Annotated in this window: 17 protein-coding genes; 8 read left to right on the top strand and 9 right to left on the bottom strand. The window is 67.5% G+C overall.

What is annotated here, in order from left to right; all coding sequences use genetic code 11:
• Positions 1-115: 115 nt before the first annotated feature.
• On the bottom strand, positions 116-1774 hold the full coding sequence (locus THSYN_RS00905; protein ID WP_100917472.1) for a sensor histidine kinase: 1659 nt from the start codon (positions 1772-1774) through the stop codon (positions 116-118).
• A gap of 233 nt (positions 1775-2007) precedes the next feature.
• On the opposite strand from THSYN_RS00905, the gene sucC reads away from it, so the two are divergent.
• Both sucC and sucD read left to right on the top strand, forming a co-directional pair.
• Positions 2008-3177 (top strand): ADP-forming succinate--CoA ligase subunit beta, encoded by a 1170-nt coding sequence (gene sucC, locus THSYN_RS00900; RefSeq protein ID WP_100917471.1) that lies wholly within the window; start codon positions 2008-2010, stop codon positions 3175-3177.
• A gap of 10 nt (positions 3178-3187) precedes the next feature.
• Positions 3188-4063, top strand: a complete 876-nt coding sequence (gene sucD, locus THSYN_RS00895) for a succinate--CoA ligase subunit alpha (protein ID WP_100917470.1) — start codon at positions 3188-3190, stop codon at positions 4061-4063.
• Positions 4064-4159: 96 nt separating this feature from the next.
• On the opposite strand, the gene THSYN_RS00890 is transcribed toward sucD, so the two are convergent.
• Positions 4160-5257 carry a hypothetical protein gene (locus THSYN_RS00890; RefSeq protein WP_100917469.1) on the bottom strand — a complete coding sequence of 366 codons (1098 nt, stop codon included), beginning with the start codon at positions 5255-5257 and terminating at the stop codon, positions 4160-4162.
• A 286-nt stretch (positions 5258-5543) separates the two neighbouring features.
• Between THSYN_RS00890 and THSYN_RS00885 the strand changes: the two genes are divergently transcribed.
• From THSYN_RS00885 to THSYN_RS00875, 4 genes are all read left to right on the top strand, one after another.
• Positions 5544-5948 carry an SxtJ family membrane protein gene (locus tag THSYN_RS00885; RefSeq protein ID WP_216644655.1) on the top strand — a complete coding sequence of 135 codons (405 nt, stop codon included), beginning with the start codon at positions 5544-5546 and terminating at the stop codon, positions 5946-5948.
• A complete protein-coding gene (locus THSYN_RS34690; RefSeq protein WP_172965214.1) occupies positions 5948-6100 on the top strand; it encodes a DUF5989 family protein in 153 nt (50 codons plus the stop codon). The genes THSYN_RS00885 and THSYN_RS34690 overlap by 1 nt, the downstream gene beginning before the upstream one ends.
• A gap of 59 nt (positions 6101-6159) precedes the next feature.
• Positions 6160-7302, top strand: a complete 1143-nt coding sequence (locus THSYN_RS00880) for a hypothetical protein (protein ID WP_100917467.1) — start codon at positions 6160-6162, stop codon at positions 7300-7302.
• 241 nt (positions 7303-7543) lie between these two features.
• The gene (locus tag THSYN_RS00875) at positions 7544-9160 is read left to right on the top strand and encodes an NAD+ synthase (protein WP_100917466.1); all 1617 of its coding nucleotides are present in this window, start codon (positions 7544-7546) and stop codon (positions 9158-9160) included.
• A gap of 319 nt (positions 9161-9479) precedes the next feature.
• On the opposite strand, the gene THSYN_RS00870 is transcribed toward THSYN_RS00875, so the two are convergent.
• The 6 genes from THSYN_RS00870 to THSYN_RS00845 form a co-directional block, all read right to left on the bottom strand.
• Positions 9480-9929, bottom strand: a complete 450-nt coding sequence (locus tag THSYN_RS00870) for a coiled-coil domain-containing protein (RefSeq protein WP_100917465.1) — start codon at positions 9927-9929, stop codon at positions 9480-9482.
• Positions 9930-10090: 161 nt separating this feature from the next.
• A complete protein-coding gene (locus tag THSYN_RS00865) occupies positions 10091-10912 on the bottom strand; it encodes an HAD-IIA family hydrolase (protein WP_100917464.1) in 822 nt (273 codons plus the stop codon).
• Between the two features lie 14 nt (positions 10913-10926).
• Positions 10927-11505 (bottom strand): DUF3501 family protein, encoded by a 579-nt coding sequence (locus THSYN_RS00860; RefSeq protein WP_100917463.1) that lies wholly within the window; start codon positions 11503-11505, stop codon positions 10927-10929.
• Positions 11506-11583: 78 nt separating this feature from the next.
• Complete coding sequence (locus THSYN_RS00855) at positions 11584-12924, bottom strand: heterodisulfide reductase-related iron-sulfur binding cluster (RefSeq protein ID WP_100917462.1); 1341 nt, start codon at positions 12922-12924, stop codon at positions 11584-11586.
• A 197-nt stretch (positions 12925-13121) separates the two neighbouring features.
• The gene (locus tag THSYN_RS00850; protein WP_100917461.1) at positions 13122-14537 is read right to left on the bottom strand and encodes a lactate utilization protein B; all 1416 of its coding nucleotides are present in this window, start codon (positions 14535-14537) and stop codon (positions 13122-13124) included.
• Complete coding sequence (locus tag THSYN_RS00845) at positions 14527-15264, bottom strand: (Fe-S)-binding protein (RefSeq protein WP_100917460.1); 738 nt, start codon at positions 15262-15264, stop codon at positions 14527-14529. The genes THSYN_RS00850 and THSYN_RS00845 overlap by 11 nt, the downstream gene beginning before the upstream one ends.
• A gap of 365 nt (positions 15265-15629) precedes the next feature.
• Here THSYN_RS00845 and THSYN_RS00840 point away from each other — a divergent pair, with 365 nt between their 5' ends.
• Together THSYN_RS00840 and THSYN_RS37115 are read left to right on the top strand one after the other, a co-directional pair.
• A complete protein-coding gene (locus tag THSYN_RS00840) occupies positions 15630-16742 on the top strand; it encodes a glycosyltransferase (RefSeq protein ID WP_236848761.1) in 1113 nt (370 codons plus the stop codon).
• A gap of 112 nt (positions 16743-16854) precedes the next feature.
• Positions 16855-17088, top strand: coding sequence for a FitA-like ribbon-helix-helix domain-containing protein (locus THSYN_RS37115; RefSeq protein ID WP_100917459.1), 234 nt, complete (start codon positions 16855-16857; stop codon positions 17086-17088).
• Between the two features lie 165 nt (positions 17089-17253).
• On the opposite strand, the gene malQ is transcribed toward THSYN_RS37115, so the two are convergent.
• Entirely contained in the window at positions 17254-18750 is a 1497-nt protein-coding gene (malQ, locus tag THSYN_RS00825; protein ID WP_100922250.1) for a 4-alpha-glucanotransferase, read from the bottom strand.
• Positions 18751-18854 lie beyond the last annotated feature (104 nt).

The raw sequence follows: 18854 nt of genomic DNA, 5'->3' as shown, positions 1-18854 counted from the left end.
TTGCCGATCGTCTGCCGATTGTAGCCGTTCGCGGCGTCGGTTGGCGCCTGCCGGACCGCCAGTCGAACGCGGGCCGCGCCCGGTCCGGCCCCGCCGCGCGGGGTCACCGGCGCCGTCATGCCGTAAACACCAGACGGAAGCAACTGCCCCGCGGCCGTTCCCGCCGGTATTCGAGCCGGATGCCGTTGGTCTCCGCCAGTTCCCGGGCGATGTAGAGCCCGAGCCCGGTGCCGCTGGACTTGGTGGTGAAGAAGGGGTTGAAGATGTCCCCGGCGGAGTCCTGGTCGACCCCGGGGCCGTCGTCGGTGACTTCGATCCGGGCCCGGTCCTGACCCTCGGCACGGGCCACGCGCAGCAGGATATGGGGGGGCTGATCCGGACTCCCCGCGTGAATCAGGGCGTTTTCGCACAGGTTGGAGACGATCTGGTGGAGGTGGCGCGGGTCCACCTCCACGCTGATCGGCGGGGGCTCGAACTCGAGCAGCAAGTGGTCGGCAGGCAGGCCGTTGGCCTCCCGGAACTCGTCGCAGAACTCCTCCAGCCACGCGACCAACTCGGTAAGCTGGGGGTCCAACTGGTTGCGCCGGGACAGTTGCAGGACACTGCGCACGATCTCGTCGATGCGCCCGCAATTGCGCCGGATGATGTCGAGCAGATGGCGGTCGTCGGGCGACAGGCCCTTGGCCTCCCCCAGGAGCTGGCCGGCGTGGGAGATGGCACTCAAGGGGTTGCGGATATTGTGCGCGATGCTGGCCGTGAGGGTGCCGAGCGACGCCAACTTGATCTGCTGGGCCTCCTTGATCAGCTCCTGGTTATCGCGCAGGTAGAGCATGACGCCCGCGGCCCGGTAATCGCCCAAGAGCTGGCGCGCGGGCTTGAGCTCACGGTTGCCGATCCGGATCACCCCCACCTGGGGCGCGGTCGGGCGGATATGGTCCAAGAGCCAGTCCTCCAGGTCCGCACAGACCTCCCGCAGGGGGGCCTCGGGCGCGAGCGCCGGGATATTGACCATGTCCCTGGCCGCCTGGTTCATGAGCCTGACCTTACGCTCGCCGTCCACCACCACCACGCCGATCGCCATGTCCTGGATGATGAACTCATTGAGCTTGGACAGGTCGTCGATGTCCACCTTGCGGCGGGCCGCCAGTTCCTCGGCGAGGCGCACCCGGCGATAAAGTACATGGGCCAGCAGGGCGACCGCGAAGAACATCAGGCCCAGGATGCCGGCCTGGGTGTACGAGGCGATCGTCGCCCCGCCCGTGAGCAGCGCGTAGGTCTGCTCGGTGATGACCGCGAGCGCGGCGAAGGAGGCGAACAGGAGTGACAGCCGGCCCTCCATCAACAGGGCCGCCGCGGCCACGGCGACGGCCAACAGGACCCCAAGCCCGCTGCCGACGCCCCCGCCCGCGTGCATCACCAGGGTAAAGGCGATGAGGTCGACAAAGATAGCCAGATGGACCTGACTTTGCCGGCTCGGCCACTGGGCATAGAGATTGATCCCGCTCGCCAGGACCAGGACGGCGTAGACCACCAGGACCCGCCAGGCCAGGTCCACATCGAGCCCGGCGATGAGCGGGTCGGACACCGCCGGGGAGAAGACCAGCACCAGCCCCACCACCATCAGCAGACGGAACAGGAACAGCCAACGCAGAGACTCCCAGGTGGGGAACCGGCCGCGTTTCCAGCGCTCGCGCTCGGATGGACCCGCCGGGCGCGGGCTCGTTTTAGGGCTGGGGCCGGGGGCGCCTGGGTCCTGGTCTTTGTCGCTTGGCATGAGGTGGGCTCTCGTAACAAAAGGCGCAAGGTGCGGGGGCACTGCCGGTGCCCGCGCGGGTGAGCGGCCGCCGCTGCGTCGATCCGCCGGCGGGGATCGGCACCGCACCTCGGTTCACCTCGGTGCGCGGCGGCGACTCGCGGGCGGCTTCTTTGGCAGCCGCTGCCGAATTAGATCAGAATAGGGCGGATGCGGCCATGTGGCCGTCGTCCCAGGGAACCGCCCGAGCACCGATGAACCTGCACGAATACCAGTCGAAACGACTTTTCCAAGAATACGACATCCCAGTCCCCGCGGGTGTGACGGCGACGACACCCGCGGCGGTCGCGGCGGCCTGCGGCAGCCTCGGCGGCACCCGCTGGGTGGTCAAGGCGCAGGTCCACGCGGGCGGACGCGGCAAGGCCGGCGGCGTGGTGCAGGTGGACAGTCCCGCCGCGGCGGCGACCGCGGCCCGCCGACTGCTCGGCAGCCGCCTGGTCACCCACCAGAGCGGACCCGCGGGGCTGCCCGTGGCGACCCTGCTGGTCGAGGAGCCGACGGCGATCGATCGGGAACTGTACCTGAGCGCACTGGTGGACCGGGCGACCCGGCAGGTCCTCTTGATGGCCTGCGCGGCGGGCGGCATGGACATCGAGGCGGTGGCCGCCGCGACCCCCGAGCGGATCATCCTGCTGCGCGTCCACCCGGCGGCCGGGCTGCAACCCTTCCAGGTGCGTCGGCTGGGTTACGGGTTGGGTCTCGGCGAGGAGCAGATCAAGGCACTCGGCCGGCTCCTGGGCGGACTCTATCGGCTCTTCATGGAGTGCGACGCGACCCAGGTGGAGATCAATCCGCTGGTGGTGACGCGCGCCGGGGCCCTGCTCGCCCTGGACGCCAAGGTCAACCTGGACGACAACGCGCTCTACCGCCACCCGGACCTGGAGGCCCTGCGCGACCCGACCCAGGAGGACCAGCGCGAGGCCGCGGCGCGCACCCATGAGTTGAGCTACATCAGCCTGGACGGCAACATCGGCTGTATGGTCAACGGTGCGGGGCTTGCGATGGCGACCATGGACCTGGTGCAGCTGCACGGCGGCCGACCGGCCAATTTCCTGGACGTCGGCGGCGGGGCCACGGCGGCACGGGTGGCCGAGGCTTTCGCGCTCATCCTCTCCGACACCAAGGTGCGGGCGGTGCTGGTCAACATCTTCGGCGGCATCGTGCGCTGCGACCTGATCGCGGAGGGCATCATGCAGGCGGTGCGCAAGGTCCACACGCAGATCCCCGTGGTCGTGCGCCTGGAGGGGACCAATGCCCCGCTGGGGCTCGCGCTGCTGGCCGCGAGCGGGCTTAAGATAGAAACGGCGCAAGGTCTCGACGAGGCGGCAGACAAGGTGGTCGCGGCCGCGGCCGCGGCACAGTGAGGAGGCGAGCATGAGCGTTCTTGTCGATCACCAAACCCGGGTCATCTGCCAGGGCTTCACCGGGCGGCAGGGCACCTTTCACAGCGAACAGGCCATTGCCTACGGCACCAACCTGGTGGGCGGCGTGACCCCCGGCAAAGGCGGCCAACACCACCTGGACCGCCCGGTCTTTGACACCGTCCATGACGCCGTGCGCGCGACCGGCGCGGACGCCACGATGATCTATGTGCCGGCCGCCTATGCGGCGGACGCCATTCTGGAGGCGGCGGACGCCGGGATCCGGGTCATCGTCTGTATCACCGAGGGCATCCCGGTACTCGACATGCTGCGGGTCACGGCGGCCCTGCAGGGTCATCCGGCGGTGCTGATCGGCCCCAACTGCCCCGGTATCATCACCCCGGGCGCATGCAAGATCGGCATCATGCCGGGCAGCATCCACACCCCCGGGCGGGTCGGCATCGTCTCGCGCTCCGGCACCCTGACCTACGAGGCGGTGTTTCAGGTCACCAACGCCGGTCTGGGCCAGAGCACCTGCATCGGCATCGGCGGCGACCCCATCCACGGACTGGACTTCGTCGACTGTCTCACCCTCTTCGAGCGGGACCCGGACACCGACGGGGTCATCCTGGTCGGTGAGATCGGGGGCACCGCGGAGGAGGCGGCGGCCGCCTATATCAAGCAGCACATGACCAAGCCGGTGGTCGCCTATATCGCCGGCGTGACCGCTCCGGCCGGCAAGCGGATGGGCCACGCGGGCGCCATCGTCACCGGCGGCAAGGGCACCGCCGCCGACAAGTTCGCCGTCCTGGAGACGGCCGGGGTGGTCACGGTACACTCGCCGGCACGGATGGGCAGCCGCATGGCCGAATTGCTGGGCGGTCGATAATTTCCTGTCGAGTAAATCGCCACCGCCGGCGGTGGTCCGGGGCAGCGCCCTGGCAGGATGAGTTCCAGCGCGCTTGAGTCGACGCGGCCCCGGCGGTCAGGGCCCAAGCCACGCGAACCAGGAGGAGTCGCGGATCGCCTGGGCGATCAAACCGTGCGCGAGCGGGTTCCAGTGGTTATCGGTCGGCCATTCAAAGCGGGCGGCGGGATGGGCGGCGGCGTAGGGGATGAAATAGTCATCGGCATCGATCACGTCATAGCCCCGGCGGCGCGCCTGCGCCATGAAATGTCCGCGCATGAGTCCGAAATAGCTGTCGCCGGCGGACGCGTTGGCGGCATAGCGTAGTCCGTCGACCACGAATAGAATCCGGTGGGCCGGCAGGTCGGCATAGGCGGGCAGGTCGCGAAAGAAGGCGGCCACCGCCCGTTGCGATTGGACCAGGCGGTGCTCGTCGACTGCCGCCGGGACATTTCCGACAAAGGCCGGCACCGCCGCCTGTGCTGATCCGATGACGCGGCCCTCCAGCAACCGCGACACCGTCACGTCAGCATGAAGGTTGAGCAGCAGATAGCGCGCCAAGGCCGAGACCTGCACCACACGGCGGATCGCCCCGGGCGCATAATCAAACCGCTGCAGCATCAGGTCCCCGCCCTCCTCGACGTAAAGATGCAGACCGGGGCCGGTCTTGAACTCCGCCAGCGATTCGTCGAAGTCGTTGCCGCACACCACCACCACCAAAGCCTGCGCGTCATAGGTTTGGCGGGCGTATCGCATCCAGACCAGGTACTGGCTGAGCGGCGCCCCCGATGCCGCGAAACTGTAAGAGCGCAGTCTGTCGGAGCGGTCCGCGGCCAGCCGAGCGTGGAACGTCTGGGGATAAGGCACCATGAGCGCCTCGACATAGGAATCACCCACGACACCGATCAGGGGGCGGCCGTCTTGCGCCTGATAATTCTGATCGTTGACGAAGCCCGCGTTGTTGATGCGCCCCCGGTTGACGATGCTGAAGTTCCAATCCCGGGACCAGAGGAAGTCGCGCTCGGGGGTGAAATGAAAGACCGGTGCGCCCGCATTGACGGGCTCGGCGAAGACCCCGGTAGCCACCGGCAACAGACGCAGCAGCGCCTCGGCGACGAGGAGGGGCAGGGCCAGCCCCAGCACCACCGCTATGATCGGCAACGCAATCTGTTTCACGCGACATCATCTCCAGTCGTTGCAGGCCGGCACGCACGCAGGAGCGTGGGAGCCGGCGTGGCTCAACTTAACGGCATTGGCTGCCGCCCGACGCCGGGAAGTCCTCGCTGACGGGCCGCCAGGGTATGATTTTTCTTTAGTTTTTGCAATCGCTTCGCGGCCGCCCGGAGGTCCCGCCGCGGCCGCTACGAAACGCATCCCAACCCTGCTAGACTAGTCGCCGACTCACCGATCCGGAACCGATCCGGAACAGGTCAATTCAAGCGCGAGGGCGCCGAGGCGACTGATGCACGAGATTCCGAACCTCGACGCCCAAGGACTGCGGCGCTTCGCATTGACCACGGGCGGACTGATCGCCGGGGCCTTCGGTGTGGCGCTGCCCTTGCTGTTCAGCTGGCCGCTCCCCTGGTGGCCCTTCGTGGCGGCCGCTCCGCTGATCCTGGCAGGGCTGATTGCGCCCGTGACACTGCGCCCGGTCTATCGCGGCTGGATGCGCTTCGGCTTGCTGATGAACCGGGTAACGACGCCGCTGATCCTCGGGCTCCTGTTCACCCTGGTGTTCGTCCCGATGGGCCTGATCATGCGCCTCACCGGGCAGGACCCGCTGCGCCGCCGCCGTCCGGCCGAGGCCTCCACCTATCGCGTGCCAAGCCATGCGGCGACGCGCGAATCCATGACGAGACCCTTCTGATGCTGGACCTTCTCAAAGACCTCTGGGGCTTCATGCGCGAACGCAAGAAATTCTGGCTGGCACCGATCATCGTCGTGTCGCTCCTGCTGGGCGCACTGATCGTTTTCGCGCCCGGCTCGGCGGTCGCGCCATTCATCTATGCACTGTTTTGAGTGATGAACCGTTCCTTATCAGGTGGCGCCCGGGAACCGCCGCCGGGCCGGGCTGACCCATGAAACCAAGAAAGCTGCTCACCACGGTGGCGCCCTCCATCATCGCGCTCCTGTTGGTCGGCGCGGGTTTTCTGACCTGCCGCTACCTGACCATAAAAGTCTTTGACCAAGAGATCGACAGCGACGCCCAGGCCTACACCCTGGGACGCCTGCTGAAAGACCAGCCGGAGCAACGCACGGCAGTAGCCAGCGCCTATTACGACAGCGAGCAGGCGCTGGCCAGACTGGACACCCTCTCATGGGCCGTTCCCAACATCCCCACCCCCTTCGTGGGGAGCGCCCCCGCACCGGGGCAGCAGGGCAATGCCCATATCAATACCATGCAATTCCGGGCCGCTCGGGAGGTCGCGATGCCCAAACCCGCACGCACCTATCGGATCTTCCTTACCGGGGGCTCCACCGCCTTCGGCAACGGTGCGCCGAGTGACGACACGACCATCGCCGGGTATCTGAATACCATCCTCACCCGGGAACTGGCCCCCGCGACCGGCCTGAACTATGAAGTTTTTACGATGGCGAACTCGGCCTGGGCCTCGACCCAGGAACGCATCGTCATCGAGAACCTGTTGTCGGAATTAGAGCCCGACATGGTGATCGCCGTGTCCGGGAACAACGACGTACACTGGGGCGCGTTGGGCCGCAATGTGCTGTGGTTCCGATCCTATGCCGACGAACTCTTCCTGTCGCTGATCAAGGCGGTCTACAGGCTCACCGGCCAACCGCCCATCGCGGAAAACACGCGGATCGAAGCGGGGCCGATCGCCCCTGCGGTCATCGCCGGCCGACTGCTTAAGAACGTCCGGATCAGCGCCTTCGTGCTGGCCGCCGCCAATATCGATTATGTCTTCGTGCTCCAGCCGACACTGGCCGCCAGCAACAAGAAATTGACCCGGCGCGAAGGCGCACGACTGGTGCAGCGCGACTATTTCCGGGAGTGCTACGGGCGCATTGCCGCCGCGCTGACGGACCTGCACGAGGAGCACTTCCGCTTCGTCGACCTCTCGGGCCTGTTCGATGGCGCGGGCGAGCAGGAAGAGATCTTCCTGGACTCCTATCATTTCGGCGACCGGGGCAACGAACAGATCGCCACCGGCATCTTTCTGCGGATCAAAGACAGAATCGTTAGCAAAGCAAGCGGCTAGGAGCGGTTCACTGATAGGTTAAACAAGGACGTTAAAGAATGCCTTGAGCGTCGTTGTCGTTGTCGTTGTCGTAATCGAGGTTATCGTAGCGCCCCGGATTCTCTCGTACCCCAAATTGTATCGTTTCTCCGATTACGATTACGACAACGACAACGACAACGACAACGCCGGTGTTTGTGTCTGACTTGTTCATGACTCGTTGCTTAGCCTGGTTTCGCCTCACACCAATCCGGAGTTCACCGTGGGTTGTCGCATCCAAATCGCTCAATTGAACCTGCGGGTGGGGGACGTCGCCGGTAATGCCGGCCGCGTCATCGCCGCGGCGCACCAGGCCCGGGCGGCCGGGGCGGACCTGGTGGTATTCCCGGAACTGGCCTTGACCGGCTACCCGCCGGAGGACCTGCTGCTGCGCCCCGAACTGATCGCGCGGGTGGCGTCGGCCCTCGCCCGGGTCTGCGCCGAGGTCCGGGGCATCACCCTGGTCCTGGGCTATCCGCGGGCAACGGCGGCCGGACTGTTCAACATGGCGGGTGTCATCCGCGACGGCGCCCTGGTGGCCGAATACGCCAAGCAGGAACTGCCCAACTACAGCGTCTTCGACGAGAAGCGTTATTTTCAGCCGGGCCGGGCGGCCGTCGTCTTCGAGCACCGGGGGCTGCGCCTGGGCTTGAGCGTCTGCGAGGACATCTGGCAGGACGGCCCCACCGCCGCGGCCGCCGCGGCCGGTGCACAGGTATTGATCAACCTCAACGCCTCCCCCTTTCACGCCGGCAAACGGGCCGAGCGCGAGGGCCTGGTGGCCCGCCGTGCCCTGGACCACGGATTGACCATCCTCTATGCCAACCTGGTCGGCGGTCAGGACGAACTGGTCTTCGACGGCGCCTCCTTCGTCGTCGATCGGGACGGTCGGGTCCAGGCCCGTGCGGCCCAATTCCAGGAACAGGCCCTGTTGGTTGACCTGGACGACGACGGCAGACCCAGCGGGGGCACCGCGACTGGCGTAACCAGCGGGGCGGACACACAAGACGAGGCGGCGATCTACCAGGCCCTGGTCCTGGGCGTGACCGACTATGTGCGCAAGAACGGCTTCAGCGGCGCCGTGCTCGGCCTCTCCGGCGGGGTGGATTCGGCCCTGACGCTGGCCATCGCGGTCGACGCCCTGGGCGCCGACCAGGTCGAGGCGGTCCTGATGCCGTCACGCTACACCGCGGACATGAGCAACGAGGACGCCTTGGAGCAGGCGCGGCGGCTCGGGGTCCGGACCCATACCATCCCCATCGCCCCCGCCTTCGACAGCTTCCTTGCCATGCTCGAACCCGCCTTCGCCGGCCGGGCGCCGGACGTGACCGAGGAGAACATCCAGGCGCGCTGCCGCGGGGTCATCCTCATGGCGCTGAGCAACAAACAGGGCCGCATCCTGCTCACCACCGGCAACAAGAGCGAGATGGCGGTCGGCTACGCCACCCTCTACGGCGACATGGCCGGCGGCTTCGCACCGATCAAGGACTGCCCCAAGACGCTGGTCTACCGCCTGGCCCGCTACCGCAACGGCCTGGACCCCAGCATCCCCGAGCGCGTCCTGACCCGCGCCCCCTCCGCCGAACTGCGCCCCGACCAGACCGACCAGGACAGCCTGCCCCCCTATGAGATTCTGGACCCCATCCTGCGGCTCTATATCGAAGAGGACCAGGGCGTCGATGCCATCTGTGCCCAGGGTTTCGACGAGGCCGTGGTGCGCAAGGTCACGCGCCTGGTGGACCGCAACGAGTACAAACGCCGCCAGGCCCCGCCCGGCGTGCGTATTTCGCAGCGCGCCTTCGGGCGGGATCGGCGTTATCCCATTACCAGTGGGTTTTGAAACGCAGCCGTCGTTCGATTGCCGCCTTATGTCACGCCCCTTCAGGGCTGAAGATCCCAATACACATACCCAGGGCGCTGCCCTGGGCTGGTATGTCATGCCCCTGCGGGGCTGTGGATTGTGCCACTGGCTCGGGCCGGTTCCTTCCCGGAATCTGGGGTGACGCCAATCATGCTGACCCCAACGGGGTCATACATACCAGCCCAGGGCAACGCCCTGGGTGGTGTCGAAGAGAATACGCAGCCCTGAAAGGGCGTGACATATCTGTGGCGAGGAACCAACGGGTTCCCGAAACCGCGGGGGCCGGCGCCGACCGCCCTCAAAGCAACTTGACCAGCGCCGCCAGCGCGCCGACCTGAGCGAACATGAGCGGGATGATCCACATCAGCAGTGTATTGCGGCTGTGCTCGATCGCGGTCGTGACTTCACCGCGCAATTGCTCAATCTCCTTCTGGAGTCGCAGTTCAGTCTCGCGCAGTTCGCCGCGCAATTGCGCGATATCGGTCTTGACCTCCGCGCGTAACTGCTCGATTTCGGTCTTGACTTCACCGCGCAGACGCTCGATCTGCAAGCTGAGATCCGCGCGCACTTGCTCGATTTCCTTTTGGAGCCGCACCTCGGTCTCGCGCAACTGCTGATGCGTGACCAAGTCCGGCAAGTGGGGGTAGCGCTCTTCCAGACGCTCGAAGGCTGCGGCAATCAGCCGCGCCCGCGCCCGCTCGTCCGGCGCGCTGGCCAGGGCTTCGTAAAGTTCGACGACAGAGCCCATGGGATTCGTCCCTCCGGGGGGAATTGAGGGGAAAACTGGCGACAGTTTATCCTGAATCGATGCGACCGCGGCGCAAGCCTTGGACTCCAGGCGGCCAGCGGTCGACGTCATCCGCACCAGGCGACGGGAAATCGGGGGCGGGACGCCCCCGCTCCTTTTTCTTAGAGCGGGGTGAGCAACCCGGGAAAGGCCCTGTCGAGGGCCTCGATCAGCCGATCCAGGTCAGGGGCATCGAAGTCCGGTCGCGGCAGGCCGGCGACCCAGTCCCGACCGGGCGGGAAGCGGCCGGTGCGCACCAGGGCCGTCCGGATTCCGAGCCGCACGGCCCCGACGATGTCGGTGTCCGGCCGGTCCCCGATCATGAGACAGGCGGCGGCGGGCAGGCCCAGTTGCGCCAGCGCCATTTCATAAAGGAGCGGCTCGGGCTTGCCGATGAAGGTCGGGGTGACGCCGGTGGCCGCCGTGAAGGGCGCCACCAGTGCGCCGCAGCCGGGCAGGACCACCCGCTGGCCGTCGCGCATCCCGTCCACGGTCGTATCCGGATTGGTGGCTATCAGGCGTGCCCCGCGGCCCAGGATCAGGTTGATCCCGGTCGTCAGGGTCGCGAAGTCGAGCCCGACACCCTCACCGACCACCACCGCGTTGGCGTCGCGCTCGTCGCGGCTGCCCACCGCGCTCAAGGCGGCCTCCAGCCCGCCGGCCCCAACGGCGAAATAGCGCAGCCCCGGCCGCTCGCGGCTCAACCAGCGGGCGGTAGCCAGGGCCGAGGTGAGGATGTAGCGCGGGTCCGGGCGGGGCAGCCCCATCGCCACGCAGGCCGCGGCGATCTGCTCCGGGGTACGGATCGGGTTATTGGTGACGAAGCAGTGGGGGCGCCCGGCCAGCCGCCCGAGCAGGCGCGCGGCACCGGGCAGGGGCCGGTCCCCCTGGAACAGGACCCCGTCGAGGTCGATCAGCAGTGCCTGCGGGGGCGGGCGGGTCATGGTGCTCCTGGGCTTCACGCCAAGTCCGCGGCCAGGCAGGCGCGCACTTGCGGGCTGACCTGGGTTTCACAGCAGTAATCCGGGTGGTCGCTGCCGATGCCGATCGGCGCCCCCGCCGTGACGGCCGCCGCCATCGCCGGGGTGAGCTCAAAGCGTAAAAAGTGTACCGCGGAGGTCTTGGTCGCGTCCTCGCGCTCCAGGTCCTCGTCCGCGATGGCGTAGACCCGGGCCTGGTCGGCGACCTGGACCCAGACCCGCGTCTCGATCCCGCGCAGGCGCACCAGGGCCGCGCGGCGCTCCTGTTCGTCGTCGTACTCGATCATGAAGGTCGCCTTCCAGTTGCACCCGTCCGGGACCAGCGGGTTGTAGGCGTCCAATTCGTCCTGGATGCCGGCGGACTCGAAGATCCGCTCCGCCCGCAGCATCTCCTGGACCTGATACTGCATGGTCAGGCGGTCCTCGAAATAGAGCGTGGCATGGGCGCCCAGGGCCACGCGCCGGTCCTGCTTGTGGGCCATGACCCGGGCGCGGAATTGCGGGCGGCACCGCGCGTACTCCTCGAGACTATAGAGATCGGCTCTTGTCAGTTGCATGGTAGACCACACTGTTGCAATGTAAGAATAATCTCTCACAAAGACACGGAGTGAGAGGATTCAAGAGCGAGGCATAGCCTAGATTCCGTAAGCCATACGCAACAGCGTCAGCGGATGCTGTTGCCGCCCGTCCTGCCCCAGGGCGTGGGCGATGTGCGCCCCGGCCATCGGGCAGTCGCTGCCGAAGTGGTCGGGGGCCGCCTGCGCCACCCGAACCGCCACCGGTTTCACGATCTTCATCGCGACGGGATAGCACTCCTTCTTTACCGCGTAGGTCCCGTCGTGGCCGGAGCAGCGCTCGATGACATCCACCCGGGTGTCCGGTACCAGGGCCAACACCTCGCGGGTCTTCTGCCCGATGTTCTGCACCCGCTGGTGGCAGGACGCCTGATAGACCACGCGGCCCAGAGGCCGTTTGAATCCCAGGTTCAACTTGCCGTGTTTGTGCCGGATCATCAGATATTCGAAGGGATCGAACATCGCCTCCTTCACCGCCTGCACGTCCGGATCATCCGGAAACAGCAGCGGCAATTCCTGTTTGAACATCAGCACACAGGACGGGATCATCGCCACCAGGTCCCAGCCCTGATCCACCAGGGCCTTCAGCACCGGGATGTTGGCCTCCTTGGCCGCCTGCACCGCCGCCAGATTGCCCAGCTCCAGCTTGGGCATCCCGCAGCACTGCTCCTGTCGGGCCAGGGTGACCGGGATGCCGTTGTGCTCGAAGACGGCGATCAGGTCGGCGTTGATATCGGGCTCGTTGTAGTTGCCGTAGCAGGTGACGAACAGGGCCACCTTGCCGGTGGTGGCGCCCGCCGGCTCGCCGGTCGCCGCCCGGCCGATGCGCCCCGGCTCCGCGCGGCGCAGGGTCTTGCTCTGGTAGCGGGGCACGCAGGCGTCGCGATGGACCGCCAGCACCGCCTCCAGCGCCCGCCGGGCCAGGGCGTTCTCGTTGGCCGCATTCACGACCGCGCTCACGACCGGGATCCCGGCCAGGGACCCCACGAGATCCGTGCTGGTCAGCACCCGGTCGCGCAGTTTGACGTCGCCCGCCCGGTATTTCACCGCCTTGGCCCGCAGCATCAGGTGCGGGAAGTCCAGGTTCCACGCGTGCGGCGGCACATAGGGACACTTGGTCATGTAGCACAGGTCGCACAGGTAACAGTGGTCCACCACCTTCCAGTAGTCCACCTGGGCCACCCCGTCCACCTCCAGCGATTCACTGGAGTCCACCAGGTCGAACAGGGTCGGAAAGGACTGGCACAGACTCACGCAGCGCCGACAGCCGTGACAGATATCGAAGACCCGCTCCAGTTCCTCGAACAGCGAACCCTCGTCGTAAAACGCGGGGTTGCGCCAGTCGAGCGGGTGACGGATCGGGGCTTCGAGGCTGCCCTCACGGGGTGGCAGTGCAGGCATGGGCGTTCGGCTCCTGGGGGTCACTGGGTCCGGAGCGCGGTTGCGCGTCAACCCGGGCCAGTATAGTGAGTCTCCCAACGGCTTTCACAAAATGGGCTGAACGGATCGCGGCAATCGTGTGCGCCCATCGCCGGAGCGCGCACCACCGGTCGGCGGTTGTCCGGTACGAGGTGCCCAGTGGCCATGAGGGCGGCGCGTCAGGCTCGGTCGGAAAAGCCGGCCGCACGGGCCTGGCGGTGGAGGCTCTCGGGGGCGAGCCGCGGCGCCTCGCGGGTATCGGTCCAGGGTGGCAGGCGCGTCGGCTGCAACCGGCGCAGGAGGCCCAGCAGCCGGGTCAGGGCGCGGTAGGCGCGGGGGTGGGCACAGGTCCAGGACCACAGGCGCCAGATCCCGGACTGGACGACCAGCCGGCGGCTGCCGTGTCCCAGGGTCGGCGAGGCCGCCCGGGTGCTGACGGCCTCATAGCGCAGCCGATTCAGGAGCCGCGGGATGGGGATGCGCACCGGACAGACCTCGGCACAGGCGCCGCACAGGCTGGAGGCCTCCGCCATCTCCCCGCGCACGGCCAGGCCCTGGAGTTGAGGCTCCAGGATGCTGCCGATGGGGCCCGGATAGACGGTGCCGTAGGCGTGACCGCCCAGGCGGGCATAGACCGGGCAGTGATTCATGCAGGCGGCGCAGCGGATGCAGCGCAGGGTCGCGGACAGTTCCGGGTCCGCGTGGATGCGCGAACGCCCGTTGTCCAGCAGGATCAGATGGACCGCCGTGGGGCCGTCCTTCTCCCCCGCACGGCGCGGGCCGCTGATCATGTTCACATAGGTGGTGATGGGCTGGCCGGTGGCACTGCGGGTCAGGAGCGTCAGCAGGGTCGGCACCTGGTCCAGGCGGGCGACCACCTTCTCGATCCCCATCACCGCGATATGCACGTCCGGCAGCGTGGTGCAGAGCCGCCCGTTGCCCTCGTTCTCCACCAGGCACAGGGTGCCGGTCTCGGCCACCGCGAAGTTGACCCCGGAGAGCCCCGCCGTCATGCCGCGGAAGCGCTCGCGCATCACCGTGCGGGCGAGCGCCGTGAGTTCCTCGATCTGCTGCGCCGGCGGCTGGTCCGGAAAGTGTTTCCGGAACAGGGCGGCAACCTCGGCACGGTCCTTGTGGATCGCCGGGGCGATGATGTGGGAGGGGGCCTCGTGGGCGAGCTGGATGATGATTTCCCCCAGATCGGTCTCCAGCGCCTCGATGCCCTGTCTTTGCAGGAATTCATTGAGCCCCATCTCCTCCGAGACCATGGACTTGCCCTTGAGGATGGCGTTCGCCCCCGCCGCGCGCAGGATGCCCAGGACGATCTGATTGGCGTCCGCCCCGGTCTCGGCCCAGTGGACCTGGATACCGTTGCCGGTACAGGTGCGCTCCAGTTCCTCCAGCAGTTCCGGCAGCCGCGCCACCGATTCGGCGCGGATGGCCGCGCCCTCGTCGCGCAGGCTCTCGCGCTCCTGCGGGTCCGGGAAGGCCTCGCGCCGTTTCGTCACCAGCCCGTCCATGGCCCGGCGGATGTTCCCCCGCACCCGGTCCTGTCGCAGTGCGGCCCCGATGGCGAGGCGAAACTCAGTCGTCACGGTGGGTGCGCTCCCAAATGAACTCGGCCAGATGGCGAACCAGCGGACCGCCGCCTTGACGGGCCAGGGTACCACCCAGATTCATCAGGCAACCGCAATCCTGGCCCACCAGGACCGCGGCCCCAGTCGCCAAAATGGCGCGCGCCTTGTCGCCCGCCATCGCCGCGGAGATCTCCGGCTGCTTGACGGAGAAGGCGCCGCCGAAGCCGCAACACTCGGCGGCGCGCTCCGGCTCCACCAGTTCGACCCGCGCCAGGCGCCCGAGGAGGTCCATGGTCGCGTCGGCCACCCCCAACTCCCGCCGGGCCGAGCAGGAATTGTGCACCGCCACCCGGATGGGCGGCCCCAGGTCGATCAGGCGTACATCCAGCACCCGCACCAGAAAATCGGCGAGTTCCACGACCCGCCCCGCGAAGGCTTCCGCCCGCGCGGCATCCGCCGTGTCGGCAAAGAGCAGCGGATACTGGACCCTGAGCATCCCGGCGCAGGAGGCCGAGGGCACCACGACCGGCAGGTCCGCCGGAAAGGCGTCGAGTTGGGCACGGGCGACCGCTCGCGCCTCGTCCCGATAGCCGCTGTTGTAGGCCGGCTGGCCGCAGCAGGTCTGCCCCTGGGGGAAGATCACCCGCACACCGGCGCGCCGCAGCAGTTGCATGGCCGCGAGCCCGGCCCGCGGGAAGAGGGTGTCGATCAGACAGGTGCCGAAGAAATAGACGGTGTCGGGCATGGGTGCGGGGGTCAGGGGTCAGGGGTCAGGGGTCAGGGGTCAGGGGTCAGGGGTCAGGGGTCAGGGGTCAGGGGTCAGGGGTCAGTAGAAGAATCAGTGTCCGCAAATGAACGCAAAAAAAGATAGTGGATCAAAGACCTGCCGTGTCTGTCGATGCTCTGCTGGGACCCGTAGGGTCACGGCCATCGAGTCAGATCCTTCTGGCTCCCACGCTCCGGGATAGACTGGGATTCTAGCAGCGTCCGGCCGGGGCATGGCGAGTCAAGGCCCTTTTTGAATTTGCGTTCATTTGCGTTCATTTGCGGACAACAGATCTTTCTTGGGATCATGGCCAACCACCCCGCCCCAACCCTGCGACGATTCCCATGCCGCCGACCCCCAGTCCACTCGCCGTCTTCGCCTCCTTCTCCGGCACCGGTGGGGTGGAGCGGATGCTGATCAACCTGATCCGCGGCTTCGTGGACCTGGGCCAGGCAGTGGACCTGGTGCTGGTGCGCGCCGAGAGTCCGCACCTTGGGCGCCTGCCGGAGTCGGTCAGGCGCATTGAGCTTGCTACCAATCACACCCTGCTCGCCGCACCGGCACTGGCCCGCTACCTGCGCGCGCGCCGCCCCGCGGCCCTGCTGGCAGCCAAGGACCGGGCCGGGCGCACCGCCGTGCTCGCCCGCGCCCTGGCGGGCACCGGCACCCCGCTGGCACTGCGGCTCGGCACCAATCTGTCCACCGCCATGGCGGGACGCGCCGCGGTCTCGCGCTGGCTGCGTTATCTGCCGATCCGCCTGCTCTATCCGCGCCTGGACCGCATCATCGCGGTCTCCGCCGGGGTGGCGCAGGACACCGCGCGCATCGCCCGGTTGTCGGCGGCGTCCATCGCGGTCATCCGCAATCCGGTGATCACCCCGGAACTGGCGGCCCAGGCGGCACAACCCTGCCCGCACCCCTGGCTCAATGCCCCGGGCCCGCCCGTCATCTGCGCCGCCGGACGGCTGCAACGCCAGAAGGACTTCCCGACCCTGATCCGCGCCTTCGCCCGGGTGCGGGCCGGGCGCGACTGCCGGCTCCTGATCCTGGGTGAGGGCAATGCCCGCCCGGCACTCGCGGCCCTGATCGCCGAATTGGGACTCGCGGACCAAGTGGCCCTGGTCGGCTTCCAGTCCAACCCCTACCCCTATCTGGCCCGCGCCGCCCTATTCGTCCTCTCCTCCGCCTGGGAGGGCTCGCCCAATGTGCTGACCGAGGCCCTGGCGCTGGGGGTCCCGGTGGTCGCCACCGACTGCCCGAGCGGTCCCGCCGAGGTGCTGGACGGGGGCCGCTTCGGCCCCCTGGTACCGGTCGGTGATGTGCAGGCCATGGCTGCGGCCATGGCAGCGACCCTGGACCGGCCCCTGCCCGCGGCGGTTCTGCGCTCCGCCGTCAGTGAGTACGAACAGGGACGCAGTGCGCGACACTATCTGGAGGCGATGGGGCTGACTCCATGACGGCGCCCCTCGCCACATGGATGGATTCGTCGGCGAGTGCTAGCATGTGATGGCAGGGCTGTGCCCAACAGCCTCCAGTCTGCGATGAAATCACTGGTGGAGAAAAGCCTGTATGCCAAGCCTGAGCGTGCGAAGACTCGATAACGAAACCTACGAACGCCTGCGGCGGCGGGCCGAGAATCAGGGCGTATCCATGGAAGAGGAGGCGCGGCGGATACTCAAACGCGCGGTCGCGGCCCCGGAGCGAATCAGCGACTTGGCGCGTGAGTTGTTCGGGCCAGCCCATGGGGTAACCTTGGAGCTACCCCCAAGGGATCCCCACGAACCAATTCATTTTGAACCATGATCCTGCTCGACACCAACGTGGTCTCGGCGGTCATGGCGACGCAGAGATTGCGGCCATCGCCCTAGCGAACGGGATGGCGCTTGGTACACGCAATCTGGCCGACTTCGAGGGGTGCGGGCTGGAACTCGTCAATCCATTCATCTATTCGACGGACTAAATCGCCCCCTACCCCGGCGCCAGCCGCTGATAAATCTCCAACTGCCGCCTGATCCGCGCCGGGGTTTCCGGCGGGACCATGGGCCAGGTGAAACGCCAACTCCAGTTGTAGCCGGCCACTCCGGGTACGTTCATCCGGTGCTCGCTGCCCAGGGCCAGGAGGTCCTGCATGGGCAGGATCGCCAGGTCGCAGCGCGAGGCGAGCGCGGCGCGGATCAGGGGCCAGGGCATGGCCTCCTGCGAGTGGCCGAGAAATTCATAGATGTAACCCTTGGCCCCGTCGCTCTGGGACTCGAACCAGCCGACCGTGGTGTCGTTGTCGTGGGTGCCGGTATAGACCACGGCGTCACGCTCATGGCGGAAGGGGACATAGGGATTGTCCGGCTCGCCGGTGAAGGCGAATTGCAGGACCTTCATGCCGGGCAGGCCGAACTGCTTGCGCAGCGCGGTCACCTCAGGGGTGATGACCCCCAGGTCCTCCGCGACCAGGGGCAGGGTGCCGAAGACCTCCGTCAGGCGCGTGAAGAGGGCGGCACCGGGGGCCTTGACCCACCGGCCATTGGTCGCGAGCGGCTCGGACCCGTCGATCTCCCAGAAGGACTCGAAGCCCCGGAAGTGATCGATGCGGATCAGGTCGAACAGGCGCAGTTGGGTGCGCAGGCGCTCGATCCAGAACGCAAAGCCGTTCTGCTCCATGCGCTGCCAGGCGTAGAGCGGGTTACCCCAGCGCTGGCCGGTGGCGGAGAAATAGTCGGGCGGGACCCCGGCCACGGTGCGGGTGGTCCCGTCCGGGTTGAGGTCGAAGTCCTGGGGCCGCGCCCAGACCTCGGCGCTGTCGTGGGCGACGAAGATGGGCAGGTCGCCGAAGAGCCGGACCCCGCGCCCGTTGGCATAGTCGCGCAGTTCCTGCCACTGGCTGAAGAAGAGGAACTGCTCGAAGTGGATGTACGCCAGGGCCGCCGCCAGGCGCGCGCGGGCCGCCGCCAGGGCCTCGGGGTCGCGATCACGCAGGGGCTCGGGCCAGAGCCACCAGGGCCGCCCCTGCTCCTCCCAGAGGGCACGAAACAGGGCATAGTCCGCGAGCCAATAGCCATGCTCGGCGCTGAAGGCGTCCAGCGCCGCGCGTTCCTGCGCCGCCGCGTGGGCCTGGAATCCGGCGAAGGCGTGGCCCAAGGCCGTCGACTGCGCGCGATAGGGGTCTTCGAGTGTGTAATCCGGCAGGCCGAGCAGCCAGCCGCGCGCGAGCAGGGGTTCCAGGGCGATCAGGCGCGGATTGCCGGCATGGACCGAACTGGTCTGATAGGGCGAACCCTCCGACAGGGTGGGACCGACCGGCAACATCTGCCAGACCGACAGGCCGCAGTCGACCAGGAAATTGACAAAGTAGCGAGCCTCAGCGCCCAAGTCCCCGCAGACCCCGCCGCCGGGCAGTGAACTGGGGTGCAGCATCACCCCGGCGCGTCGGTCTTGCGGCGGCTTGGCAGGCGGTAGCGCGGACGGCGTCATGGGGTCACACTCCTCGTGTCGGCAGCACCGGGCCCGATACCACTCGAGTACCCAGGGTAAGGCGGCGATAGACAGGATCAAGAGGATGCGCATCACGGTGCCCC

Source organism: Candidatus Thiodictyon syntrophicum, from assembly GCF_002813775.1.
Classification (GTDB): Bacteria; Pseudomonadota; Gammaproteobacteria; order Chromatiales; family Chromatiaceae; genus Thiodictyon; species Thiodictyon syntrophicum.
The sequence above is the reverse complement of the archived record's forward strand: the minus strand, read 5'-3'. Positions and strand labels throughout refer to the sequence as shown.

Excerpts from the sequence above, each read along its gene's own strand:
- THSYN_RS00905 (WP_100917472.1), bottom strand. The coding sequence starts at position 1,774 with ATGCCAAGCGACAAAGACCAGGACCCAGGCGCCCCCGGCCCCAGCCCT.
- sucC (WP_100917471.1), top strand. The coding sequence starts at position 2,008 with ATGAACCTGCACGAATACCAGTCGAAACGACTTTTCCAAGAATACGAC.
- sucD (WP_100917470.1), top strand. The coding sequence starts at position 3,188 with ATGAGCGTTCTTGTCGATCACCAAACCCGGGTCATCTGCCAGGGCTTC.
- THSYN_RS00885 (WP_216644655.1), top strand. The coding sequence starts at position 5,544 with ATGCACGAGATTCCGAACCTCGACGCCCAAGGACTGCGGCGCTTCGCA.
- THSYN_RS34690 (WP_172965214.1), top strand. The coding sequence starts at position 5,948 with ATGCTGGACCTTCTCAAAGACCTCTGGGGCTTCATGCGCGAACGCAAG.
- THSYN_RS00880 (WP_100917467.1), top strand. The coding sequence starts at position 6,160 with ATGAAACCAAGAAAGCTGCTCACCACGGTGGCGCCCTCCATCATCGCG.
- THSYN_RS00870 (WP_100917465.1), bottom strand. The coding sequence starts at position 9,929 with ATGGGCTCTGTCGTCGAACTTTACGAAGCCCTGGCCAGCGCGCCGGAC.
- THSYN_RS00865 (WP_100917464.1), bottom strand. The coding sequence starts at position 10,912 with ATGACCCGCCCGCCCCCGCAGGCACTGCTGATCGACCTCGACGGGGTC.
- THSYN_RS00860 (WP_100917463.1), bottom strand. The coding sequence starts at position 11,505 with ATGCAACTGACAAGAGCCGATCTCTATAGTCTCGAGGAGTACGCGCGG.
- THSYN_RS00855 (WP_100917462.1), bottom strand. The coding sequence starts at position 12,924 with ATGCCTGCACTGCCACCCCGTGAGGGCAGCCTCGAAGCCCCGATCCGT.
- THSYN_RS00845 (WP_100917460.1), bottom strand. The coding sequence starts at position 15,264 with ATGCCCGACACCGTCTATTTCTTCGGCACCTGTCTGATCGACACCCTC.
- THSYN_RS00840 (WP_236848761.1), top strand. The coding sequence starts at position 15,630 with ATGCCGCCGACCCCCAGTCCACTCGCCGTCTTCGCCTCCTTCTCCGGC.
- THSYN_RS37115 (WP_100917459.1), top strand. The coding sequence starts at position 16,855 with ATGCCAAGCCTGAGCGTGCGAAGACTCGATAACGAAACCTACGAACGC.
- malQ (WP_100922250.1), bottom strand. The coding sequence starts at position 18,750 with ATGACGCCGTCCGCGCTACCGCCTGCCAAGCCGCCGCAAGACCGACGC.